Origin of the sequence: Aquabacterium sp., assembly GCF_036279675.1 — a bacterium.
Taxonomy (GTDB): Bacteria; Pseudomonadota; Gammaproteobacteria; order Burkholderiales; family Burkholderiaceae_C; genus Aquabacterium.
Genome location: NZ_DASUIS010000123.1, coordinates 1 through 19,157, shown reverse-complemented (window position 1 = coordinate 19,157; position 19,157 = coordinate 1). Strand labels below are relative to the sequence as shown.

Here is a 19,157-nt window from a genome sequence, read left to right as displayed (position 1 = left end):
CCAGCCGGGTGTGCCCACGCGCGCGCTGATCACCTCGAATGCCACGGGTGGCAGCGGTGGCATCAACACCAGTGGCTACAGCCGCAACACAGGCGGCGGGGGGCTGGCTGGCCGCGCCACCACGCTGGTTGAAGGTGCGGCAGGCGGTGGCGGAGGGGGGGGCGCAGGCGGCGGTGGCACACGTGGCCACGGGTCGGAAGTCGGCGCAGGCGGCGTCGGCAACGGTAATGCAACTGGCGGCACGCTCAAACGCGGCAACAGCGGCAAGGCCTCGCGCTCGATCGAAGACATCAAGCTGGTTTTCGAGCGCAACAAGGGCGCCATCTACGCCATCTACAACCGGGCGCTGCGCGAAGACCCTTCGCTCCAAGGCAAGGTGGTAGTGGAACTCAAGATCGCCCCCACCGGCGAGGTGATGGCCTGCCGCGTGGTGTCCAGCGAGCTGCACGCGCCAGAGCTGGAAGCCAAGCTGATGGCGCGCATCCGTCAGTTCGACTTTGGTGCCAAGGATGTGGACCAGATGGTCGTGACCTGGCCGGTCGACTTCCTGCCCTCCTGAGCCGCATCGTCCAGCGCCTTCAGGCGCCGGGCCATGTCCGCCTTGCGGGCGATCATCTTGTCCGCCAAGGTCGGGCTGCCGCCATGGTCAAAGATGGTCTGGCGGATCGAGGCGTCGGGCAGGCCTGTCACCACCGTGATGGCCTGCCTGATGTCATCTCGGCTCATGTCGCCAAACAGCCTGAGGGCATGCGGATTGTCGGCATCACTGCGCAGCACATCGAGCTCATCCACCCGCGTATTGAAGGCCGCGCCTTTGGGATCACCCTGGGCGCGAAACGCGAGCGCACCGCCGACATCCAGCGTGAGCACCTTGCCACCGACGACGCCCTGGTTGTCGCCATCAAAGCCGGCCGCATCCCAGTTGGCCGTCCACGCGTGCACGCCCAGCCAATGCTGAGCCTGCCTGCGCTCTGCCTCGTCGAGATGCGAGACATGTTTCTTGTCGAGCGTCACCATCTCGGTGGCGATCTGATCGGGGGCAACCGCACGCACATAACGCAGTGTCGGTGCGCCCGCCAGCTGGTAGAGCATGGCGGCCAGAAACTCGTTGCGCGCATGCGCTGGTGACTCCAGCGACTTCACGTAGTAGCGTGCCCCGTTCGCGTCTTCGTAGATGCCCGCCGGGTTGCTGCCCAGTTGCCCGCCTACGCGCCGCATGCTGCGGGTATCGAGAAGAGGTGACTCAGCTGCCATGATCATGCACAGGTTTCAGGGCAGCGCCACCGTGCGACGGACCAGAGCCAGTTGCGAAGGGGTCTCGATGGCGCCTTTGCGTGCGCGGCGCACAGCCCGAATGGCCTCATCTGGTGGCATACCCAGCTCCGCCAGCAAGCGCGCCGCGATCATGCCGGCACGCCCCAGGCCGCCCTTGCAATGCACCAGCACATCGCCACCGTTGCGCAACAGCGTTCGAATCTCTGCGCCATGCGTCTGCCATTGCTGCTCGAACACCTCCGTCGGCACTGAAAAATCCGCAATCGGCAGATGCCGCCAACCGATGCCACGCGCTTCGACGGCTGCGCCCAGATCCGGCACCTTGAGCGCAACGAGCTCTGCTGGCTCCACCAAGGTCAACACCAGTTGCGCACCCCAGGCCGCTATCACGTCCAGATCCGTGGCCAGATCACGCGCCCAGGCACCGCTGATGGCCGCCCGGTCGTGCTTGCCTGGGCAGAAGGTGATGCCAATGCGACCATGCGTCGGGCTGGCACGCACTTCGGCGATCTGCAGGGGATGGGTGTGGCTGGTTCGAGGCCCGGTCATGGTCTTGTACAGGCCAGGCGAACAGCGACCTGGCTGCGGCAAGCGTACGCGCCCCGCGCCCACAAGCGCCTGGATCCCGACTGGATTGCTCAAACATCAACCCCGCGAGGCGCAGCAGCGCATGCACCGATTCCCGAGGCCCCGCCTTCATCACACCAGCGCCAGCCTGGATACCGTTGCTGGCGCGATGACACGATGCGCCGGTGTCACGAACAGCATGTACAGACGCCCCAAGGCATTGTGCACATGCACCACCGTAGACACATACACGGTGATGCCATCTGAGCACTCCTGCCTGGCCACAGAGATCTTCACGTCCAGGTGCTTGTCGGTCTCACCCAGGATGACTTCACGATCGTTCTGCGTCATCAGCTTGAAGATGCCCGCCTGATCGCCCACACGATAAGCACTGGCGGGCTTGCTTCGATCCACCCCGCTCAGAGGACCCATGTCCTTCAAACCGATCTGAGCCACGATCTTGTTGCGCGTGTTCATGAGGAAGTCGATCCAGCGCGGTGTGCGTGACACGACAGACAAGTACAGCTCGAGAGGCGTTCTGTCGTCTTGCGGCAGCTTCACGGCATAGCAGTCATGGAAATAGGCCGTGGGCAAGCTCTCTTTCAGCACGCTGAACGACGGCACCTCGCAGATGGTTGCTCGCATGTTCATGTCCTTCCCTGATGGCACTTTGTTGGATGAGTGCCGGCTTCGGCACATTGTCAAATGCTACTGGAACACACGCGACGTAAACTGAAAGACATCCAAACAAAGGCCCAGGAGAGCTGCCAGATGATTCTTGAAATCGCCCAACTGCAGGTCCGACCAGGACAGGCCTGCGCGTTCGAAGCCGCGTTCAGCATCGCCCAAAACATCATTGCGTCGATGCCCGGGTATCTGGGGCATGAGCTTCAAAAGTGCATCGAGCAAGATCACCACTACATGCTGCTGGTGAAATGGCGAACGGTGAAGGACCATGAAGTGGGCTTTCGCCAATCACCGCAGTATCAGGAATGGCGCAAGCTGCTGCACCACTTCTATGATCCGTTTCCGACTGTCTTGCACTATGAAGCGGCTCTGGAAAACCAAGGCATCTCGGGCCAACAACGTCATGCAAGGTAATCACCATGTTGAACACCCTTTTCAAGCGCCTGATTGTTGCCACGATCTGTCTGTTTCTTTCATCCCATGCATCAAGCCAGACGCCATGGCCCAACGCACCATTCCAGGCGGGCCCCATTCAATATGAATTCGGCATCTATTACCTGGGCAAGCCAGGTGTGCCCCCTGTCCATGCTGCCCAACAGCGCCTCGAAAAGGCGACATCCAACTTCAAATTACGCCAACATGGTGCAGACACTACCGATACCCCTTGGGTCACGTTCAGCCTGACAACCAACGCTCAAAAGGACTACACGCCCCCCTCCCTATCCATGACTCAAAGATTCGGACGGGGCTTGACGCACGAGCAGGCCACTGCACTGAGCGCGTGCGAGCAGGCACTGATTCTTGACTTTGGACAACCTGCCAAGGGCTCGATGAGCAACTTGAAGGCAGCACTCACGCTCACCGAGCAAATTGCAAGGGATACGAACGGGCTGATTTGGGACGAGGAAACCCGCGAGATATTCACACCCGATGCCTGGCACAAGCGCAGACTGGAATCGTGGCTTGGAGATGTCCCCGACGTGTCCATGCACACCGTGATACACGCCTACAAGGCGGACCAACTGGTCAGAGCCATCACGCTTGGCATGATCAAATTCGGCATGCCCGACGTCGTGATCAGTGACTTCTCCTGGTCGCTCAATCGCCCCATGGGCAACCTGATCAATGTATTCAGTCAAGCCATCGTGGAAGGCCAGCCCATGAAAGGAACTGGCGAATTCGATCTGGATCTGAACGCCATTCGGCACGAAGCGGTTCGAGAGCGCCAGACCGGCACACTGAAAGAGGGCGGCAAGGGCTTCGGCAAGTTGCAGCTTGTCAAAGGTACGTGGGAATCCGGAGACCCCCGAAATCGCCTCGTTGAAATTGGCGCCGATCGATATCCTGGTGAGGACAAATACGCCCGACAGGAATCCATGCTCACCAGCATCTTCGGCTCTGAAGATGAGTCCATCGCCCGACTGAAACACACTGAAGCCCTGACCCGCGTCAGCAAGGCTGCACTCGCCAAGATGCCCGCCTTGCGCGAAGCATTCAATCGCGGGCTCCAACCGGGTGAGTACATCCTGGTCAAGGCGCCATTCACCACCAGCGCCAAGGGCCGTGAATGGATGTGGGTTGAAGTCATGAACTGGCAAGGAGATCAGATCACGGGCCTCCTGAAAAACGAGCCGATCGATGTGCCTGGATTGCATGCAGGCCAAAAGGTGCGTGTCTCTCAGGCCGACCTTTTTGACTACATCAGGCGCTTTCCTGACGGCCAGGAGGAAGGCAATGAGACAGGCAAACTGATCATGCAAATGCAGTCGGCGCGTTAAATGAGCTTGAGGGGATGGCGCCCGTCGTGCTTGCCCTGAGGCAGCCCATCCACCCGAAACTTCGCCAGACGCTCCGCATAGGGGTCCAGCGCATCCTCAGGTGCGCCCAATGGCAGCCCTGTCACTGCGGCGAACCGCGACGGCGTGACCTGCCCCTGATCCATCAACTCGTCAACCAGGGCCAGCAAGGCACCACGATGCATTTCCATCATCGCCGTCGCACGCTGGTGTTCGGCCTGCAGCAAGGCTTCGACAGGCGCGTTGCTGGCATCCACGTCCGTGCACAGGTTGTCTTCGCTATTGGTGGACACATCGATGCGGCCGACGCGTTCACCGTGACCCAGGTGGCGCATCATACGGGCCGCCGTTTCCGTGGCCTTGCGCAGATCGCTCTCTGCACCGCTTGAACTCAGATCAGGCCCGAACACAAGCAGTTCGGCTGCACGACCAGCCAGGCTGGTACAGATCGAATCGAGCAGGTTGCGGCGCGACCAGACCTTGCGTGATGTGTAGGCGTTGTAGCCGCCTTCAAAACTGGCCACGTGGATCTTGATCTCTTGCGGCGCACGGCCAAAGAGCAACGCATGCACCAGGCCATGGCCGGCCTCATGAACGGCGAGCAGGGCGCGAAAGTCAGGATTGCTGCGCTGGCGCAATCGGTTGATCTCGAAGGGCGCTGCAATGGCCTGTGACAGCCCCTGCCAATGCGCAATCAAGCTGCAGCCATCTGCGGCAAGCTCTACGGTGTCGCCTGCCCCCGCGCCGCACTGCAGTGCCCACAACGCGGCCTTGGCCAGGCCAGTACCGAGGATGGCGTGAAGCGATGAAAAAAGTGGCCTGGTACCCTGTGCAGGAAAAACGGCGTTCGCATAGATCTGCTCGCGCACGCTGGCATCCACTTCGAAGTGCAAGCCGCAACCCGTCGCCGACTCATTTGCATAGCGAGCACAACCCTGATTGATCAGTTGCTCGTATGCGTGCCGGCTGAGCGAGGGGTAGATCACGTGCTCATTGCCCAGGCGTGCTACCTGCTCGGGCTTGAAGCGCCTGTTGAGCGCCTGCTTGACATCAATGATGCTCAGCTTGCTGGTCAGCGCATGGAAGGTATCGGCATCGCTGTCGCAGTCGTCCACGCTGGTGGCGATGTCCTCGTACATCTCATCGAGGTTGCCGCAGACGAAGACGAGCAGACGGCTGTAGTCCGTCTCCCATCGTTGCTGCCCACACTCGCGAAAGGCCCGCAGACGCTCCTGAATCTGGTCGGGCGCCCAGCTCATGACCTCTGTCAGCGGCGCATCGAGCTTGAGGTTGCGCCGCAACTCCTGCGCCTCCCAACTGCTCAGCTTGAAACGCAGCTTGCCATCGTCCGCATCGGCACGTTCGGCATCGTAGGCCGCCTCGGCGATGGAGGATTCGATGTCACCCAACAGCGACAGTGCCGGTGGCATCCGCCCGTCAGACAGCAAGGCCCAGACGTCGTGATAGCGCTCCACACGCAGCTCGCCCCGCTTGTTGTCGATGGTGCGAAAGCGCTGGAACTCGTCCAGCGCCAGGATACCGGGCTCGCCCTCGCGCACGCCAGATTGGGCCAGCATGCCAGAGATGCTCTGCGCACCACGCCAGCTTGCCCCATTGGAAAAGCCGTCCATCTGCACTTCGACAAAACGGTCATAGAAGCCGAGCAGCTGCGCCAGACGACGCACGAGCTGGGTCTTGCCGGTACCCGTGAGCCCCCAGAGACACACGATGACCGGCCGCTTGACGAGCTCGGGCAAGACATACCAAGCACGCACGGCATCGATGACACGGTCGATGACGGCATCAATGCCGAACAACTCTGCCTTGAGCTGCGCTGCGATCTCTTGAAGCTGTTGATTTCTCTGCGCCAGCCTATCGCGCAAGACTCGGGTGTCATTCATTCTCATCCCTTCACGCACACCACTTGCTTGAGCGTGTGCACCACATCAATCAGGTCGCGTTGAGCCTCCATCACCGCGTCAATGTCCTTGTACGCGGCAGGGGTCTCATCGATCACCTCCTTGTCCTTGCGGCATTCGACGCCTTCGGTGGCGGCTCGGTGATCAGCCAGCGTGAAGCGGCGCTTGGCCTCGCCACGGCTCATGACACGGCCAGCGCCGTGCGAGCAACTCTCGAAGCTCTCCGGGTTGCCCTTGCCACGAACGATGTAGCTTCGCGCGCCCATGCTGCCGGGGATGATGCCCAGTTGGCCCGCCTTGGCACTCACCGCGCCCTTGCGGGTCACGAACACGTCCTCGCCAAAGTGATGCTCGCGCTGCACGTAGTTGTGGTGGCAGTTCACGGCTTCAATGTGGCTTTGGAAGTTCTTGCGGATCACGGCCTTGGCGGCCTCGATCACGCGGCGCATCATCACTTCGCGGTTGATGGCGGCGAACTTCTGCGCCCATCCCACGCCACGCACATAGTCTCCAAAGTAGCGGCTGCCTTCTTCGAAGTAAGCCAGATCGCGATCAGGCAGGTTGGCATTGTTTCGAATGGCATCCTGCTTGGCCAGTTCGATGAACATGGTGCCGATGAAGTTGCCCACACCACGCGACCCTGAGTGCAGCATGAACCACACGGCACCTTGCTCGTCCAGGCAGACTTCGATGAAGTGGTTGCCGGTGCCGAGCGTGCCCAGGTGGTTGCGGTTGTTGGTCTTGGCGATCTTGGGGTAGTCGCGGCACAGTTCGGTGAACTCGGGCTCCAGTTGCGCCCAGGCCGTATCGACCGAGCCCGGCACCTTCTGCCATGCACCCGGATCACGATTGCCTGGCGCGCGGCCATGCGGTACGGCGCGCTCGATGGCGGCACGCAGCGGGCCCAGGTTGTCCGGCAGGTCTTCGGCGGTCAGCGTGGTCTTGCAGGCCATCATGCCGCAGCCGATGTCCACACCCACTGCGGCCGGAATGATGGCCTTGATGGTCGGGATGACCGAGCCCACGGTCGCCCCGATACCAAAGTGCACATCCGGCATGGCCGCAATGTGTTTGAACACGACGGGCAGACGAGCCGCATTGGTGAGCTGGCGACGAGCTTCGTCTTCCACAGGCACACCGCGCGTCCACATCTTCACCGGCACGCCACCAGGCGTGTCTTCTTCGATGTAATTCGTTTCCATGATTTTTCTCATTCTTCAATAAATGGAGGCGGCATCGCCGCCTCCGTATGGCGCTGGCTGAACTAGGCCTTGAGCTTGACCAGGCCATTGAGCACCTGATCCAGACCTCCGAACACGGAGATCTTGTCGATGCGCTCGGCCACACGCTCCAGCGTTTCCAGCTCCTTCATGCGCAAGGCGACAGGGTTGCCCTCCATCACCTTGGCCGTATTGAGCAAGGAACGCGTGGCGGCGGTTTCCTCACGACGACGGATCACGTTGGCCTGAGCGGCCTTTTCGGCTTCAACCACCTGCGCCAGGATGGTCTTCATCTCACCGGGCAGCACGATGTCTTTCACACCGGCCGTTTCCAGCTCGATGCCGTAGGCCACCAGACGCGACTTGACGTGGGCCATCACAACCTCGTCGATCACGGTCTTGTTCTCCAGCAACTCGTCGAGCGTGCGCGTACCTACGGCCGAGCGCAAGCCGAACTGCAGCTCGCGGTACAGATGTTCCGCAGGCTTTTGCAGCTGCGTGTAAGCCTTGAGCACATCGGTGTAGCGCCACGATGCCGACAGGTTCAAACGCAGGCCGACCTTGTCCTTGGTGAGGATGTCCTGGCCGGACACTTCCACCACCTGCAGACGCAAGTCCACCAGCTCGACCGACACATTGCGGTTGAACTTCCAGAAGCCGTAAGAACCAGGCTTCAGGAGCGAGTCCACCTTGCCGTCGACATGCAGCACACCCACGCCGTACTCGGGCACCTGCACGGTCAACACGCCGGTCACACCAAGCAAGGGGCGTTGGCGCATCTGCGTTTGCGTCAAGCGCGCCACCAGTGCGGCAGGCAGCTCGGCCTGATCGCTGATGTCCAGCACCTCGACCGTCACCTCATGCAGCCCCTTCCAGTACAAACGACGCGTGGTGGGGGCCAGCAACTCGACCAGCACACCGTTCTCGTAGCGCAGGCCCACCTCGGTTTCCTTGAGGTCGACGCGCACGAACTCGGCTTCCACAACGGAAGGCTCCTTGGCCATCAGGTAATCAGCCAGGCCGTGCACGAAGGCGGACTGTTCCAGCGAGAAGGTCTCGACACGCACATCGCTCAGTGCCGTGGTCAGCCAGTGACGGCCAGGCTGCAGCACGCGCTCGAAGTCGCCATTGCGCAGCAAGAGGCCACGCTCGTTCTTTTTGACAGTGAAACGTTTGAATCCCAACATGGGTTTCTCCTTTGTTTGTATGAGGGTGCCGTTACAGCGTTGGCTGCGGGCAGGGATGGCCTTGGCTCAGGCCTGGTGGATTCGTGGCCTGCCGTCCTCCCTGATCGACACGCCGCTTGGCCACCTGCGCGAGCCACGCGTTTTCCTTGCACAAGCCGCCAGCGCTGACAGATGGCAAGCCATCTGCGTTCGGCGGTGGTCTTTCGACCGGTTTTTGGCAACCTTCGTATGGTTGTTGGTACGGGAGTCGAACCCGTGACACACGCATTACAAGTGCGTTGCTCTACCCGACTGAGCTAACCAATGGGTGGCTGCTTGGGAATTGAACCCATCACCGTTGCCGGTGCTGACCACAGACAGCCCAATCAACCGTTTCCAACAGACGCGGCATGCACCGTGACAACAGGCTTGAACCTGGCCACAGCGCACCGGCGGGGCGGGCTTTCACCCGAACCCCTGACCTGTGAGCGCCTGCCTTTCACGGCAGACTCGTTGGCGCTTGAACCTCTCAGTTCAAGCGCGATCCTTTTGGCAGGCGCGAAGCCAGCCATTCGTGTACGTCGGCCCGGATGTGTCTGCCTTGCAGCAGGAAGTCTTCGAATCGACTGGGCACATAGGGCAGATACAGCAAGGGCATGCGGGCTTCCTCTGGCGTGCGGTTGGCCTTCGCCGCATTGCAGCCAGGGCAAGCCGTGACCAGATTCATCCACGACATGGCACCGCCACGTGAAGCCGGCACGATGTGCTCACATTGCAGAACGCTCTCTGCGAAGCGGTCTCCACAGTAGGCGCAGATGCACCGGTCACGCCGAAAGAGCTTCAACCTGCTCAGCGACGGTGCGACATCAAACAGGTTGATGCGCGACGCGCCGTTGAGCGCCATGATGGGGAAGACCTCCATCACGGACTGTCGGCCTGTTCGGGCGTTGAAGCCACCACGCAGACGACGCAGCGGTCCAGCACCATCGACCCATGCCACCGAGTCACTGGCCAAATGAATCGCGGCCTGTTCGACCGTGATCCAGGCTTGTGGCGTGCCTTGAATGTCCAGTTGCAGGACATGCGTTGAGGTACTCGGGGACATGGGCAGCCCTCCTTTCATGGGCAGGTATCAGTGCATGTTGTCGTTGGATCGGCGCAGCTCACGCTTGAGGCGCTGCCGCTCTTGCTTGTTGTTGGGTTGATGAGGGCCTGCCTTGCGTTGCATGGCAGGGGCGACAAGTGGGTTCCTCGGTTTGGAGGTGCCCCGTTTGGGTGTTCTCATGACAAGCTCCCTTGCGAATGAATGGCGTCTCGTACGGGAATCGAACCCGTGTTGCCGAATTGAAGGTCCGGTGTCCTAGGCCAGCTAGACGAACGAGACAGTGCGATGACAGCGATATGGATTGCCCAATGCGCTTGGGGGTGACCGGCCGGAGTCGAACCGGCACCATCAGCATCACAAACCGAGGCTCTGCCATTGAGCTACGGCCACACCCAAGCGCACTGAGCGTTGAATTGGTCTCGGTGGACGGGATCGAACCGCCGACCTGATGCTCCCAAAGCACCCGCGCTACCAGCTGCGCTACACCGAGTTCTGGTTAACTGGCACCTCCTGCACGACTTGAACGTGCGACCCCTGGTTTCGTAAACCAGTGCTCTGAATCCACTGAGCTAAGGAGGCAAATTTGTTGGAACTGATTGGTGCCGCAGGAGGGGTTCGAACTCTCGACGCCCGGCTCTTCAAGCCGGCGCTCTACCAACTGAGCTACCGCGGCAAGTGAAATAGGTTTGGCGCTTCGTGCGGGAGTCGAACCCGCGGCTTCCGGCTAGACAGGCCGGCACTCTGGCCACTGAGTTAACGAAGCCTTGTTTCCACTTCGGCTGTGCCCAAGCGCGAGCACTCACGGACAACTGTCCAGAGTCGATGTCTCGCTGCATGTGGTTCCGGGCCCGGCCCACACACATCCCTTGCCACCGACACCTGCATCTGCACTCGCGCTTTTGCATGTGGCTCGGAGTGCAAGGACACACCCGAAGTGGAACGAATGGCTGCCCATTCGCCTGATGAAGAAAAACAAAAAGGCCCGGATCCTTGTGGAACCGGGCCTCTGCTTGAGAGAGCTAGGAGGGGGCGTGCGCTTTACGCGTCAACGACTCCCTCACCCGGTTGCACCTGATCCTCTTGTTCATGGATGTACGCATCCCGCTTGGCATGGGATGGTTCGAACTGGAGCGCGATCAAGCACGGGCGGCTGCCAGACAACATCGTGGCCGCCGCACGCACGAACGCGCCCTGACCCATGAGGGGCAGGCGGTTGGTGGTGGTCAGTCTGGATATCACGATGTGTCCTTTGAAATCTACGTTGGTTGGTTGGTTGCTTGCTTGTATGTTTGGTTTGATCTCGCCAAGCTTCATCGGGAAACTTGACAATGGACGTGATAGTAAAGAGTCTTTACTACCTTGTCAACACCCTGCGACAATGGTGCTGTTGCCAATTTGTGGCATTGCGCACATCAGCCATCTTGAACAACATCACCGTGACACGCCGGCGTAACGCCCTGGCACTATTTCAAAGCTTCGCAGAAGAAGCCCTGGCCACGGGCACACCACCCAAAGGGCTGGAGCAATCGTTTGCCCAGAAGCTGGAGATATCGCCCAGCATGTGGAGCCAGATCAAGTCGTCACGGCCTATTGGCGACAAGATGGCCAGGCAGATTGAGCAGCACTGCGGCAAGCCAGCGGGCTGGCTGGATGAAGAAAGAGAGAGCGCCGGACTGACGCCCGCAGAGCAGCATTTCCTGGCCTTGGCCTTGCAGGCCTGGCGTTCAACCAACTCCGCCGGGCGCAAAACCTTGCGAGAACTGCTCAAGAACGGCCTGACCAGGAACTGACTGACCACGCCCGCGATCGCTACAGCTCATGGTCTGCCAGTGTCAGGCGCAAGGTGCTGGCGCAGCCATTGCTGCGACAAGTCCAGCCATTCGTTGTAGTGCCCCATGGCGCAATGGTCGTCATCAGCGTAGAGCTTCAGCGTCCCCTGTTGGGCACCCTTTGCCAGATCAACGGAGTCCTGCGTGCTGAGCAAGGTGTCGTGATCGCCATTGATGACCAGCAAGGGCATCTTGATCTCAGGATAAAGGTGCTTCAGCGACAGGGCCTTCAGCTGCAGGCCCAGATCGATCAAGTTGCGAGCACCTGTGGTGTTCAGCAGCGCCTTGATGATGATGTCGGGGACGCCGATCGTGCTCTTGACCTTGAACGAATGGTGCGTGGGCGCCCCGCAAGCGACAACGCAACGCAACTTCTTGCTGCGTGCCGCCATGCGCGCTGCCCAATACGCGCCAAAGCTGACGCCCACAAAGCCCATGCGAAGTGGATCGATGCGATGGTGGCCAGACAGGTTATCGATCACGGCGTGATAGATCACCTCGGAGGCCAATGACATGGGCTGGCGATAGGCGTAGGTGCCTGGCATTTCCATGATGAACACCGCCATGCCCGAGTCGTGGTAGCGGAGCAAAGGCATCGCCAGCTCTTGCGCAGTGCCTTCCAGGCCGTTGGTGATGATGGCCAACGGATGGCGCTCGGTTCCAGCGGGGGTCACCAGATAGCCTTCGACCGCATCGCCATCCACCTCGATCAAGCGCTTCTCGACGACCAAGCCCACCAGCGGGCCGACGATGGCGATCAATTCGTTGAAGAGCGCGCGCGAGCGCGCATAGGCCTCCATGCGGGCCGCGGTTCCGCCCGGGAACGCACTGACCTGGTAGTAGGTGATGGCCTTGATCAGGCTTCTCAAGGCCTTCATGGCTCGAAGGCTGTCGGGCGATGCCTGCTGCTCAGTAGACAAGACCGCAGTTGCAGTCGTTTCGTTCATGGTCATCAGCGCCGCGACACGCTTGCCAAAGGGCGCCAAGGCATCACCCAGCGCGCGCCAATTCACGCCCGCGGTATCTGCTGCCTCTACAGGCACTGTTGAGTCGTTCGGCACGATCTCGATGGATGCCAGTTGCGCCCCGGCCAGTGCATTCCAGTATCCGCACCATGCGTCATCCTTGAAGGACCGCACGCCCTTGAGTTGCGCAGCAAAGAGGTGAGGATCCAGGCCACCCATGGATGCATAGCGCTGGACGAACAAAGTGGGAAGAAAGAAGCCCGCGCCCAGCCACCGAGCGGCCAGTTCGGTTGTCCTGGTCAGCATGCAGATGGTGATGAACATCCGCCGCAGCGCGTCTTTGATATGTCTCATTCCATGTCCATGGGCCGCAAGGCGCAACGAGGCGGTCCAGCGATGGCAGGAGCGCGCCAGTACCAGATCCTCTGTCAGCCCGACTGTTTGCCACCCGGAGATGGCAATCGCGCTATTAAACACACGTTCAATAGCGCGATTATGCGTACACTGTTGATCACGTGTCAAACAATGAGAACATGCATGCCGAAGATGGGTCTGCCAAAGGAAACCGTTGGCCCACGCCTGGAGCCTGATGCCCGTCGCGCGCACTTGCTGGCCGTGGGGGCATCCGTGTTCGGCAGCAAGGCCTACGACGAAGTCCAGATCGACCAGATCGCTCAGCAGGCCGGGGTGTCCCGAGGGCTGCTGTACCACTACTTCCCCAGCAAGCGGGCTTTCTTCGCTGCCATCGTGCAGGGGGGGTATGACGAGATCCTCAAGGCCACCCGGCCCGATCCAAAGCTGTCACCGGCTGATCAGTTGCAGGCGGGGCTGGAGGCGTATCTCGACTATGTCCAAAGCCATCCGCACATGTATCGGGCCATATTCCGCAGTGCGGCCAGTCTGGAGCAGACTGTCCAGGAAGTGGTCAACCGCAACCTCGATCTGCAAGCCAGACGCATCCTGAAGTCGTTTGGGGGCTCGTCGACACCCCATTCGCTGCCTTACCTGGCCGTCCGCGCGTGGCTGGCGTTCCTGATCCAGGCTGTACTGGACTGGCTTGATCACGGCGCCAGGGGCAAACGCCAACATCTGATCGACATCTGCGTGGGGGCGCTTCGTGGCGCAACAGTGGCGGCACAACAGTCTGCGAACCTGAAGAACGCCGACCTTGGGTAGGTCGTGGAGGGATTGAGCGTGTTGTGCGCGCTCAATTCACAGCCCGAAAGGACAGAAACCAACCCCTCACACGAGAGGCTGATCGAAGGCAACGAAAACAAGCGACTCACATCACGTGAGAGAGCTGCGCTGCTTTTGGACCTCTTGGACGACAAGTTCAGCACGCCGTTCAGCGACCTCGTGACCACCCGCCCGTACATCTCCTGTGCCAAGACCGCAGGGGACTATGCGCCATAGCTTGCAAACTGAAGAATCGTTTGGCAAACTAATAAGGCGTTCAGCCGGGAGGTTGAACCCGCTGTCAGGGCACCCTGCAGCACCATCGGTAGAGCGCGATGCCCCGATGCCCGTCTTGAGGCTTTAGCCATCGCGGGGACTTTCCATATCGGAGTCCCCATGACCAGCCAAATCCAACACTCAAGAAGAATTGCTTTCGATCGCCAATGCGGCAAGTGCTACTACTGCGGCCTGCGCATGTGGCTAGATGGACCTGTCGGGCCATCGGCCTTGCGCTGCACTGCTGAACACCTGATACCTCGAAGTGAGGGCGGCGGTGACGGCCTATCCAACATCGTCGCGGCTTGCCTGCACTGCAATCAGACCCGGCACAAACGGAAGAAGCCACCTGAACCGGATCGCTACCGGGCGGAGGTTCGCAAACGCGTCAGCAGGGGTGCCTGGTTACCCAAGCCCATATTGGCCTGGGGTAGCGCATCCATGTCCACGGCGTAGCTCCTGACTTGGTCGGGCGCTACGCAATGCAGGCATGTCTCAGACATCAATGGAATGTCTCGGACATTAATGGCAAAGAACAAAGGGCCCGAAGGCCCTTTGCTGATCACTCCACAGTGACACTCTTCGCGAGGTTCCGCGGCTTGTCCACGTCCGTCCCCTTCGCACAAGCCGTGTGATACGCCAGCAACTGCAGCGGCACCACGTGCAGGATCGCGCTCAAAGCACCATAGTGCTCGGGCAACCTGATCACGTGCAAGCCAGGCTCGGCCTGGATGTGCGTATCGCTGTCAGCGCACACATACAGCTCGCCGCCGCGTGCGCGCACTTCCTGCATGTTGCTCTTGAGCTTTTCCAGCAGGGCATCGTTGGGCGCCACGGTCACCACCGGCATCTCCGATGTCACCAGGGCCAGCGGGCCGTGCTTCAACTCGCCCGCCGGGTAAGCCTCGGCGTGGATGTAGCTGATTTCCTTGAGCTTCAAGGCACCTTCCAGTGCAATGGGGTAATGCAGGCCACGGCCCAGGAACAAGGCGTTCTCTTTGCGGGCAAAGGCTTCGGCCCAGGCCACCACTTGGGGCTCCAGCGCCAGCACGGCTTGCAGGGCAGCCGGCAGGTGGCGCATGGCCGTGAGGTGCTTGGCTTCTTCTTCGGCGCTCAGGTTGCCGCGCAGCTTGGCCAGGGTCAGTGTCAGCAGGAACAGGGCAGCCAGCTGCGTGGTGAAGGCCTTGGTCGAGGCCACGCCGATTTCAGCACCGGCACGGGTCACGTAGTGCAGCTTGCATTCACGCACCATGGCGGACGTGGCAACGTTGCAGATGGTCAGCGTCTGTTCCATGCCCAGGCTGCGTGCATGCTTGAGCGCGGCAATGGTGTCAGCTGTTTCACCAGACTGGCTGATGGTGACGATCAGGGTGCGCGGGTCAGGCACGCTGTCGCGGTAGCGGTACTCGCTGGCGATCTCCACCTGCGTGGGGATCTTGGCGATGGATTCGAGCCAGTACTTGGCCGCAGAGCCCGAGTAGTAGCTGGTGCCGCAAGCCAGGATCAACACGCGGTCGATCTGCTTGAACACGGCTTCGGCGCCTTCGCCAAACAGCGTGGGCGTGATGGCCTCGACGCCTTCGAGCGTGTCGGCAATGGCGCGCGGCTGCTCGAAGATTTCCTTTTGCATGTAGTGGCGATAAGGACCCAGCTCCACGGCACCGCTGTGTGCGGTCACGGTGCGCACGGGGCGCTGATCGGGCTCCACGCGTGTGTGCTGGGTTTCACCGGCCTTGCGGTGTTCGATCCAGTGGCGGCCCGGTTGCAGGTCCACCACGTCACCCTCTTCCAGGTAGACGATCTGGTCGGTCACGCCGGCCAGTGCCATGGCGTCAGAAGCCAGGAAGCGTTCGGTCGCATCCGCACCGCCCACGCCCATGATCAGGGGCGAGCCATAGCGCGCACCGATCACGCGTTGGGGTTCGTCACGGTGGAACACGGCAATGGCGTAGGCACCGGTCAGGCGCAGCGTGGCGGCCTTCACGGCAGCGAACAGGTCACCGTCATACAAGTGATCGACCAGGTGGGCGATGACTTCGGTGTCGGTCTGGCTCAGGAACACATAGCCCTTGGCTTGCAGTTCGCGGCGCAGTTCTTCGTGGTTCTCGATGATGCCGTTGTGCACCAGGGCCACGCGGCCGGGCTTGGCGGTGGCGGCATCGGCCCCAGGGCCATGTGAGAAATGCGGGTGGGCGTTGTGCACGGCAGGCGCGCCGTGGGTGGCCCAGCGCGTGTGGGCAATGCCCAGCGTGCTGTTGATGCCTTCGGAGGTGGCTTGCACGTCCAGCTCGGCCACACGCTCGGTGCTGCGCGAACGGCGCAGTTGGCCGTCTTGCAGCACGGCAACACCACAGGAGTCATACCCACGGTATTCGAGGCGCTTGAGGCCTTCAACCAGAACCGGAACGATGTTGCGCGAACCAACCGCGCCGACGATGCCACACATAGATCAAGACTCCCGCTTGTGCAGTGCAATACAGGCTGTGATCCTATCCACGTTAGGCAGAAATGTTCTTTCTATTTTTAATGAAATTTGAATAAATTACCCACGCATGAAATAGTGTACAAATTTCATATCAAAAGCAGTTCACATTTGAAATAATATTCCTGCATGGCGCTCTACACCCCTCAACTGGATACCATCGATCAGCAGTTGCTGAGCCTGCTTCAGCAAGATGCCAGCTTGTCCAACCAGGCCCTGGCAGAACGGGTGGCCTTGTCGCCGGCCACCTGCCACCGTCGGGTGCGGCGCCTGAAGGACGAGGGCTTCATCGCGCAGCAGGTGGCCATCCTCTCGCCTGAAAAAATGGCCGAGGCGCTGGGATGGGGCTTGAGCGCCCTGGTCGAGATCAGCCTCGACCTGCAGACACAAGAGGCGCTGGACAGCTTCGAGCGCAAGGCCGTTGCAGAGGCCGAAGTGCAGCAATGCTGGCGGGTGTCGCCCGGCCCGGACTTCATCCTGGTGGTGCAGGTGGTCGACATGCCGGCTTACCAGGAACTGGCCCGGCGCCTGTTCACACAAGACAGCCAGGTGCGCAATGTGCGGGCCTTCTTTGCCGTCAAACGCGCCAAGTTCGGTTCACAGTGGCCTTTGCCACCTGTGAACCTGCCTCGCTGATCAAGGCCTGGATTTGCCTTTGGCGGGCGGTGGCTCGGGCGCGAGGGGGTCGATGAGCTGGTTGTCCACGCGCAGGTTGAGCGGCTTGCCGTCCAGCGGGTGGTGCGCACTGCCCTTGCCGATGCTCCGTGCTGACTGTGCGGTAGCGGCGGGTGCAGCACCATCGCCATCCAGCGTCGGCAACACACGCATCAGCTCCTCGTCAGACATGCGAGACAGCTCCGCCACCGTGGGGCGACGTCGGCCCGCCGTCGCCGTCACTGCCGGGCTGGGCGCCACCGTATCAGCGGCCTTGCGCCCCGCCACGGCAGGTGCAGGCGCGTCGGGCAACGCTGCTTCCGTCTGTGCAAGCCGCTGATCGGCGTTGCGGGCGTACTGGTCAGACAGCGCCTTCTCCATCTGCTGCTGGCCGGACATCTGCCAGACAGCCCCGGCAGAGATCAGCGCCAGCAGTGCCACGGCACCGCCGCCCACGATCATCACCTGCCTGCTGGGCGGCCAGAAGGTCTGGGCCTTGGGCGGCTTGGGGGGCAGCCAGTCCATGTCAACACGCGTATTGGGCGCTTGCGTGGTGGGCTCGGCGTAGATCGAGTGATGATCTTCAACCGGCACACGTGCGTGGGCCGGCGCCAGGGTGGCGTCGTAATCCTGACGCAACTTGGGATCGATCAGGACCTCGTAGGCCGTGTTCAAGGCCGCCATCTGCTCGTGCATGACGTCGTCAGGCCCGGTTTCGGCGCCCTGACGATCCGGGTGCAGCTTGGTAGCCAGAGCCCGATACGCCGCACGGATCACCTCCGGCGGCGCGTCATGGGAGACTTTCAGGCGTTCGTAGTGGTTCACGGCTGAGGGGTCCTGCTGTCTTGATCGTGTGTGCCAGATATTAGCGGCTCCATACGCCGCGTTACACCGGTAGCACCTCAGCGCTTGATTTTTTGCGGCCTTTGCCAACCAGATAACGACACTTGTTTGGCGCGCGCCACTGTCAGCGCCCCTTCGGGGGCATCTTTGCTGATCGTGCTGCCGCCGCCAATCGTGGCGCCATCGCCGAGCTTGATGGGTGCAATCAGCACGCAGTTGGAGCCCACGTGCACATCATTGCCGATCACGGTGCGGTGCTTGTTGGCCCCGTCGTAGTTGGCGGTGATGCTGCCGGCGCCGTAGTTCACACGCTCGCCCACATCCGCATCACCCAGATAAGCCAGGTGGTTGGCCTTGGCCCCGTTGGCCAGGGTGCTGTTCTTGACCTCGACGAAGTTGCCGATGTGCACTTCCTGGCCCAATCGGGCGCCAGGCCGCAGGCGGGCAAAAGGCCCGATCAGCGAGCCGTCACCCACGGTGGCACCGTCCTTGTCGCCATCGATGTGGGTGAAGGGGTGGATGACGACGCCGTTGCCGATGACCGCATTGCGGATCACGCAGTTGGCGCCGATCTGCACCTCGTTGCCCAGGGTGACGTTGCCCTCGAACAGGCAGTTCACATCGATATCGACATCGCTGCCGCATTGCAGGGTGCCGCGCAGATCAAAGCGAGCCGGGTCAGCCAGGCGCACGCCCTGCTCCATCAGCTTGTTGGCCTGTGCGCGTTGATGACGGCGCTCCAGATCAGCCAGTTGCGCCGGGCTGTTGACACCCAGCACTTCCACCTCGTCGCTCGGGTGAGCCGCCACCACGCCCACGCCATCGGCACGCGCCATGGCCACCACATCGGTGAGGTAGTACTCGCCTTGGGCGTTGTTGTTGTCCAGTCGGCTCAGCCAGCCTTTGAGCAAGCTGGTGGGCGCGGCCATCATGCCGGTGTACACCTCGTTGATGGCGCGCTGCTCGGCGCTGGCGTCCTTGTGCTCGACGATGGCTAGCACCTGCTCGCCCCAGCCATCGCGCACGATGCGGCCGTAGCCGGTGGGGTCATCCAGCTTGATGGTGAGCAGCGCCAGTTGCTTGCCGCCACAGGCATCGATCAGGGCTTGCGCCGTGCTGGCCTGGATCAGGGGCGTGTCGCCATTGAGGATCAGGGTAATGCCATCGTCGGGCAATACCGGCACGGCTTGCTGCACC

The 19,157-nt window shown here is 61.3% G+C and carries 19 protein-coding genes and 7 tRNA genes; 8 read left to right on the top strand and 18 right to left on the bottom strand.

The genetic code is table 11. The features are described 5' to 3' along the window. Positions 1-559 (top strand): AgmX/PglI C-terminal domain-containing protein (locus VFW93_RS14340; RefSeq protein ID WP_329694661.1); only part of this gene is annotated, 559 nt, incomplete at its 5' end. Here VFW93_RS14340 and VFW93_RS14335 read toward each other — a convergent pair. The 3 genes from VFW93_RS14335 to VFW93_RS14325 form a co-directional block, all read right to left on the bottom strand. Then, positions 487-1,260: a hypothetical protein gene (locus VFW93_RS14335; RefSeq protein WP_329694660.1), complete on the bottom strand. Its 774-nt coding sequence runs from the start codon at positions 1,258-1,260 to the stop codon at positions 487-489. The two genes, VFW93_RS14340 and VFW93_RS14335, sit on opposite strands and share 73 nt — an antisense overlap. Before the next feature lie 9 nt (positions 1,261-1,269). Then, entirely contained in the window at positions 1,270-1,824 is a 555-nt protein-coding gene (locus VFW93_RS14330) for a cyclin-dependent kinase inhibitor 3 family protein (protein ID WP_329694659.1), read from the bottom strand. Between the two features lie 150 nt (positions 1,825-1,974). After that, positions 1,975-2,487 carry a DUF2867 domain-containing protein gene (locus tag VFW93_RS14325; RefSeq protein WP_329694658.1) on the bottom strand — a complete coding sequence of 171 codons (513 nt, stop codon included), beginning with the start codon at positions 2,485-2,487 and terminating at the stop codon, positions 1,975-1,977. Between the two features lie 126 nt (positions 2,488-2,613). Here VFW93_RS14325 and VFW93_RS14320 point away from each other — a divergent pair, with 126 nt between their 5' ends. Further along, positions 2,614-2,943, top strand: a complete 330-nt coding sequence (locus tag VFW93_RS14320; protein ID WP_329694657.1) for an antibiotic biosynthesis monooxygenase — start codon at positions 2,614-2,616, stop codon at positions 2,941-2,943. A 5-nt stretch (positions 2,944-2,948) separates the two neighbouring features. Continuing rightward, a complete protein-coding gene (locus VFW93_RS14315; RefSeq protein WP_329694656.1) occupies positions 2,949-4,307 on the top strand; it encodes a DUF2314 domain-containing protein in 1,359 nt (452 codons plus the stop codon). On the opposite strand, the gene VFW93_RS14310 is transcribed toward VFW93_RS14315, so the two are convergent. The 11 genes from VFW93_RS14310 to VFW93_RS14260 all read right to left on the bottom strand — a co-directional run bounded on the left by VFW93_RS14310 (position 4,304) and on the right by VFW93_RS14260 (position 10,498). After that, entirely contained in the window at positions 4,304-6,226 is a 1,923-nt protein-coding gene (locus VFW93_RS14310; RefSeq protein ID WP_329694655.1) for an AAA family ATPase, read from the bottom strand. The two genes, VFW93_RS14315 and VFW93_RS14310, sit on opposite strands and share 4 nt — an antisense overlap. A gap of 2 nt (positions 6,227-6,228) precedes the next feature. Continuing rightward, the gene (locus VFW93_RS14305; RefSeq protein WP_329694654.1) at positions 6,229-7,446 is read right to left on the bottom strand and encodes an RtcB family protein; all 1,218 of its coding nucleotides are present in this window, start codon (positions 7,444-7,446) and stop codon (positions 6,229-6,231) included. A 62-nt stretch (positions 7,447-7,508) separates the two neighbouring features. Further along, positions 7,509-8,651 carry a slipin family protein gene (locus VFW93_RS14300; protein WP_329694653.1) on the bottom strand — a complete coding sequence of 381 codons (1,143 nt, stop codon included), beginning with the start codon at positions 8,649-8,651 and terminating at the stop codon, positions 7,509-7,511. Positions 8,652-8,880: 229 nt separating this feature from the next. Next, positions 8,881-8,957: transfer RNA gene (locus VFW93_RS14295), tRNA-Thr, on the bottom strand. Between the two features lie 202 nt (positions 8,958-9,159). Then, positions 9,160-9,735, bottom strand: coding sequence for an HNH endonuclease (locus VFW93_RS14290; protein WP_329694652.1), 576 nt, complete (start codon positions 9,733-9,735; stop codon positions 9,160-9,162). Between the two features lie 202 nt (positions 9,736-9,937). Then, positions 9,938-10,014 (bottom strand) — tRNA-Glu (locus VFW93_RS14285). Between the two features lie 40 nt (positions 10,015-10,054). Then, positions 10,055-10,125 (bottom strand) — tRNA-His (locus VFW93_RS14280). Positions 10,126-10,149: 24 nt separating this feature from the next. Beyond that, positions 10,150-10,225 (bottom strand) — tRNA-Pro (locus VFW93_RS14275). An 11-nt stretch (positions 10,226-10,236) separates the two neighbouring features. After that, a tRNA-Arg gene (locus VFW93_RS14270) sits at positions 10,237-10,314 on the bottom strand. An 18-nt stretch (positions 10,315-10,332) separates the two neighbouring features. Further along, positions 10,333-10,408: transfer RNA gene (locus tag VFW93_RS14265), tRNA-Phe, on the bottom strand. A gap of 14 nt (positions 10,409-10,422) precedes the next feature. Beyond that, positions 10,423-10,498: transfer RNA gene (locus VFW93_RS14260), tRNA-Asp, on the bottom strand. Positions 10,499-10,821: 323 nt separating this feature from the next. Between VFW93_RS14260 and VFW93_RS14255 the strand changes: the two genes are divergently transcribed. After that, positions 10,822-11,061: a hypothetical protein gene (locus tag VFW93_RS14255; protein ID WP_329694651.1), complete on the top strand. Its 240-nt coding sequence runs from the start codon at positions 10,822-10,824 to the stop codon at positions 11,059-11,061. A gap of 95 nt (positions 11,062-11,156) precedes the next feature. Beyond that, positions 11,157-11,525 carry a hypothetical protein gene (locus tag VFW93_RS14250; RefSeq protein WP_329694650.1) on the top strand — a complete coding sequence of 123 codons (369 nt, stop codon included), beginning with the start codon at positions 11,157-11,159 and terminating at the stop codon, positions 11,523-11,525. Positions 11,526-11,551: 26 nt separating this feature from the next. Here VFW93_RS14250 and VFW93_RS14245 read toward each other — a convergent pair whose 3' ends face one another. Further along, complete coding sequence (locus tag VFW93_RS14245; RefSeq protein ID WP_329694649.1) at positions 11,552-12,883, bottom strand: alpha/beta hydrolase family protein; 1,332 nt, start codon at positions 12,881-12,883, stop codon at positions 11,552-11,554. A 183-nt stretch (positions 12,884-13,066) separates the two neighbouring features. Here VFW93_RS14245 and VFW93_RS14240 point away from each other — a divergent pair, with 183 nt between their 5' ends. Both VFW93_RS14240 and VFW93_RS14235 read left to right on the top strand, forming a co-directional pair. Beyond that, positions 13,067-13,705, top strand: a complete 639-nt coding sequence (locus VFW93_RS14240) for a TetR/AcrR family transcriptional regulator (protein ID WP_329694648.1) — start codon at positions 13,067-13,069, stop codon at positions 13,703-13,705. 396 nt (positions 13,706-14,101) lie between these two features. Then, positions 14,102-14,437: an HNH endonuclease signature motif containing protein gene (locus VFW93_RS14235; RefSeq protein WP_329694647.1), complete on the top strand. Its 336-nt coding sequence runs from the start codon at positions 14,102-14,104 to the stop codon at positions 14,435-14,437. Positions 14,438-14,543: 106 nt separating this feature from the next. On the opposite strand, the gene glmS is transcribed toward VFW93_RS14235, so the two are convergent. Next, on the bottom strand, positions 14,544-16,427 hold the full coding sequence (gene glmS / locus VFW93_RS14230; protein ID WP_329694646.1) for a glutamine--fructose-6-phosphate transaminase (isomerizing): 1,884 nt from the start codon (positions 16,425-16,427) through the stop codon (positions 14,544-14,546). A gap of 165 nt (positions 16,428-16,592) precedes the next feature. On the opposite strand from glmS, the gene VFW93_RS14225 reads away from it, so the two are divergent. Then, entirely contained in the window at positions 16,593-17,099 is a 507-nt protein-coding gene (locus VFW93_RS14225) for an Lrp/AsnC family transcriptional regulator (RefSeq protein ID WP_329694645.1), read from the top strand. Here VFW93_RS14225 and VFW93_RS14220 read toward each other — a convergent pair whose 3' ends face one another. Together VFW93_RS14220 and glmU are read right to left on the bottom strand one after the other, a co-directional pair. After that, complete coding sequence (locus VFW93_RS14220) at positions 17,100-17,942, bottom strand: J domain-containing protein (protein WP_329694644.1); 843 nt, start codon at positions 17,940-17,942, stop codon at positions 17,100-17,102. A 77-nt stretch (positions 17,943-18,019) separates the two neighbouring features. Next, positions 18,020-19,157, bottom strand: a 1,138-nt coding sequence (gene glmU, locus VFW93_RS14215) for a bifunctional UDP-N-acetylglucosamine diphosphorylase/glucosamine-1-phosphate N-acetyltransferase GlmU (protein WP_329694643.1), incomplete at its 5' end; no start/stop codon positions are given.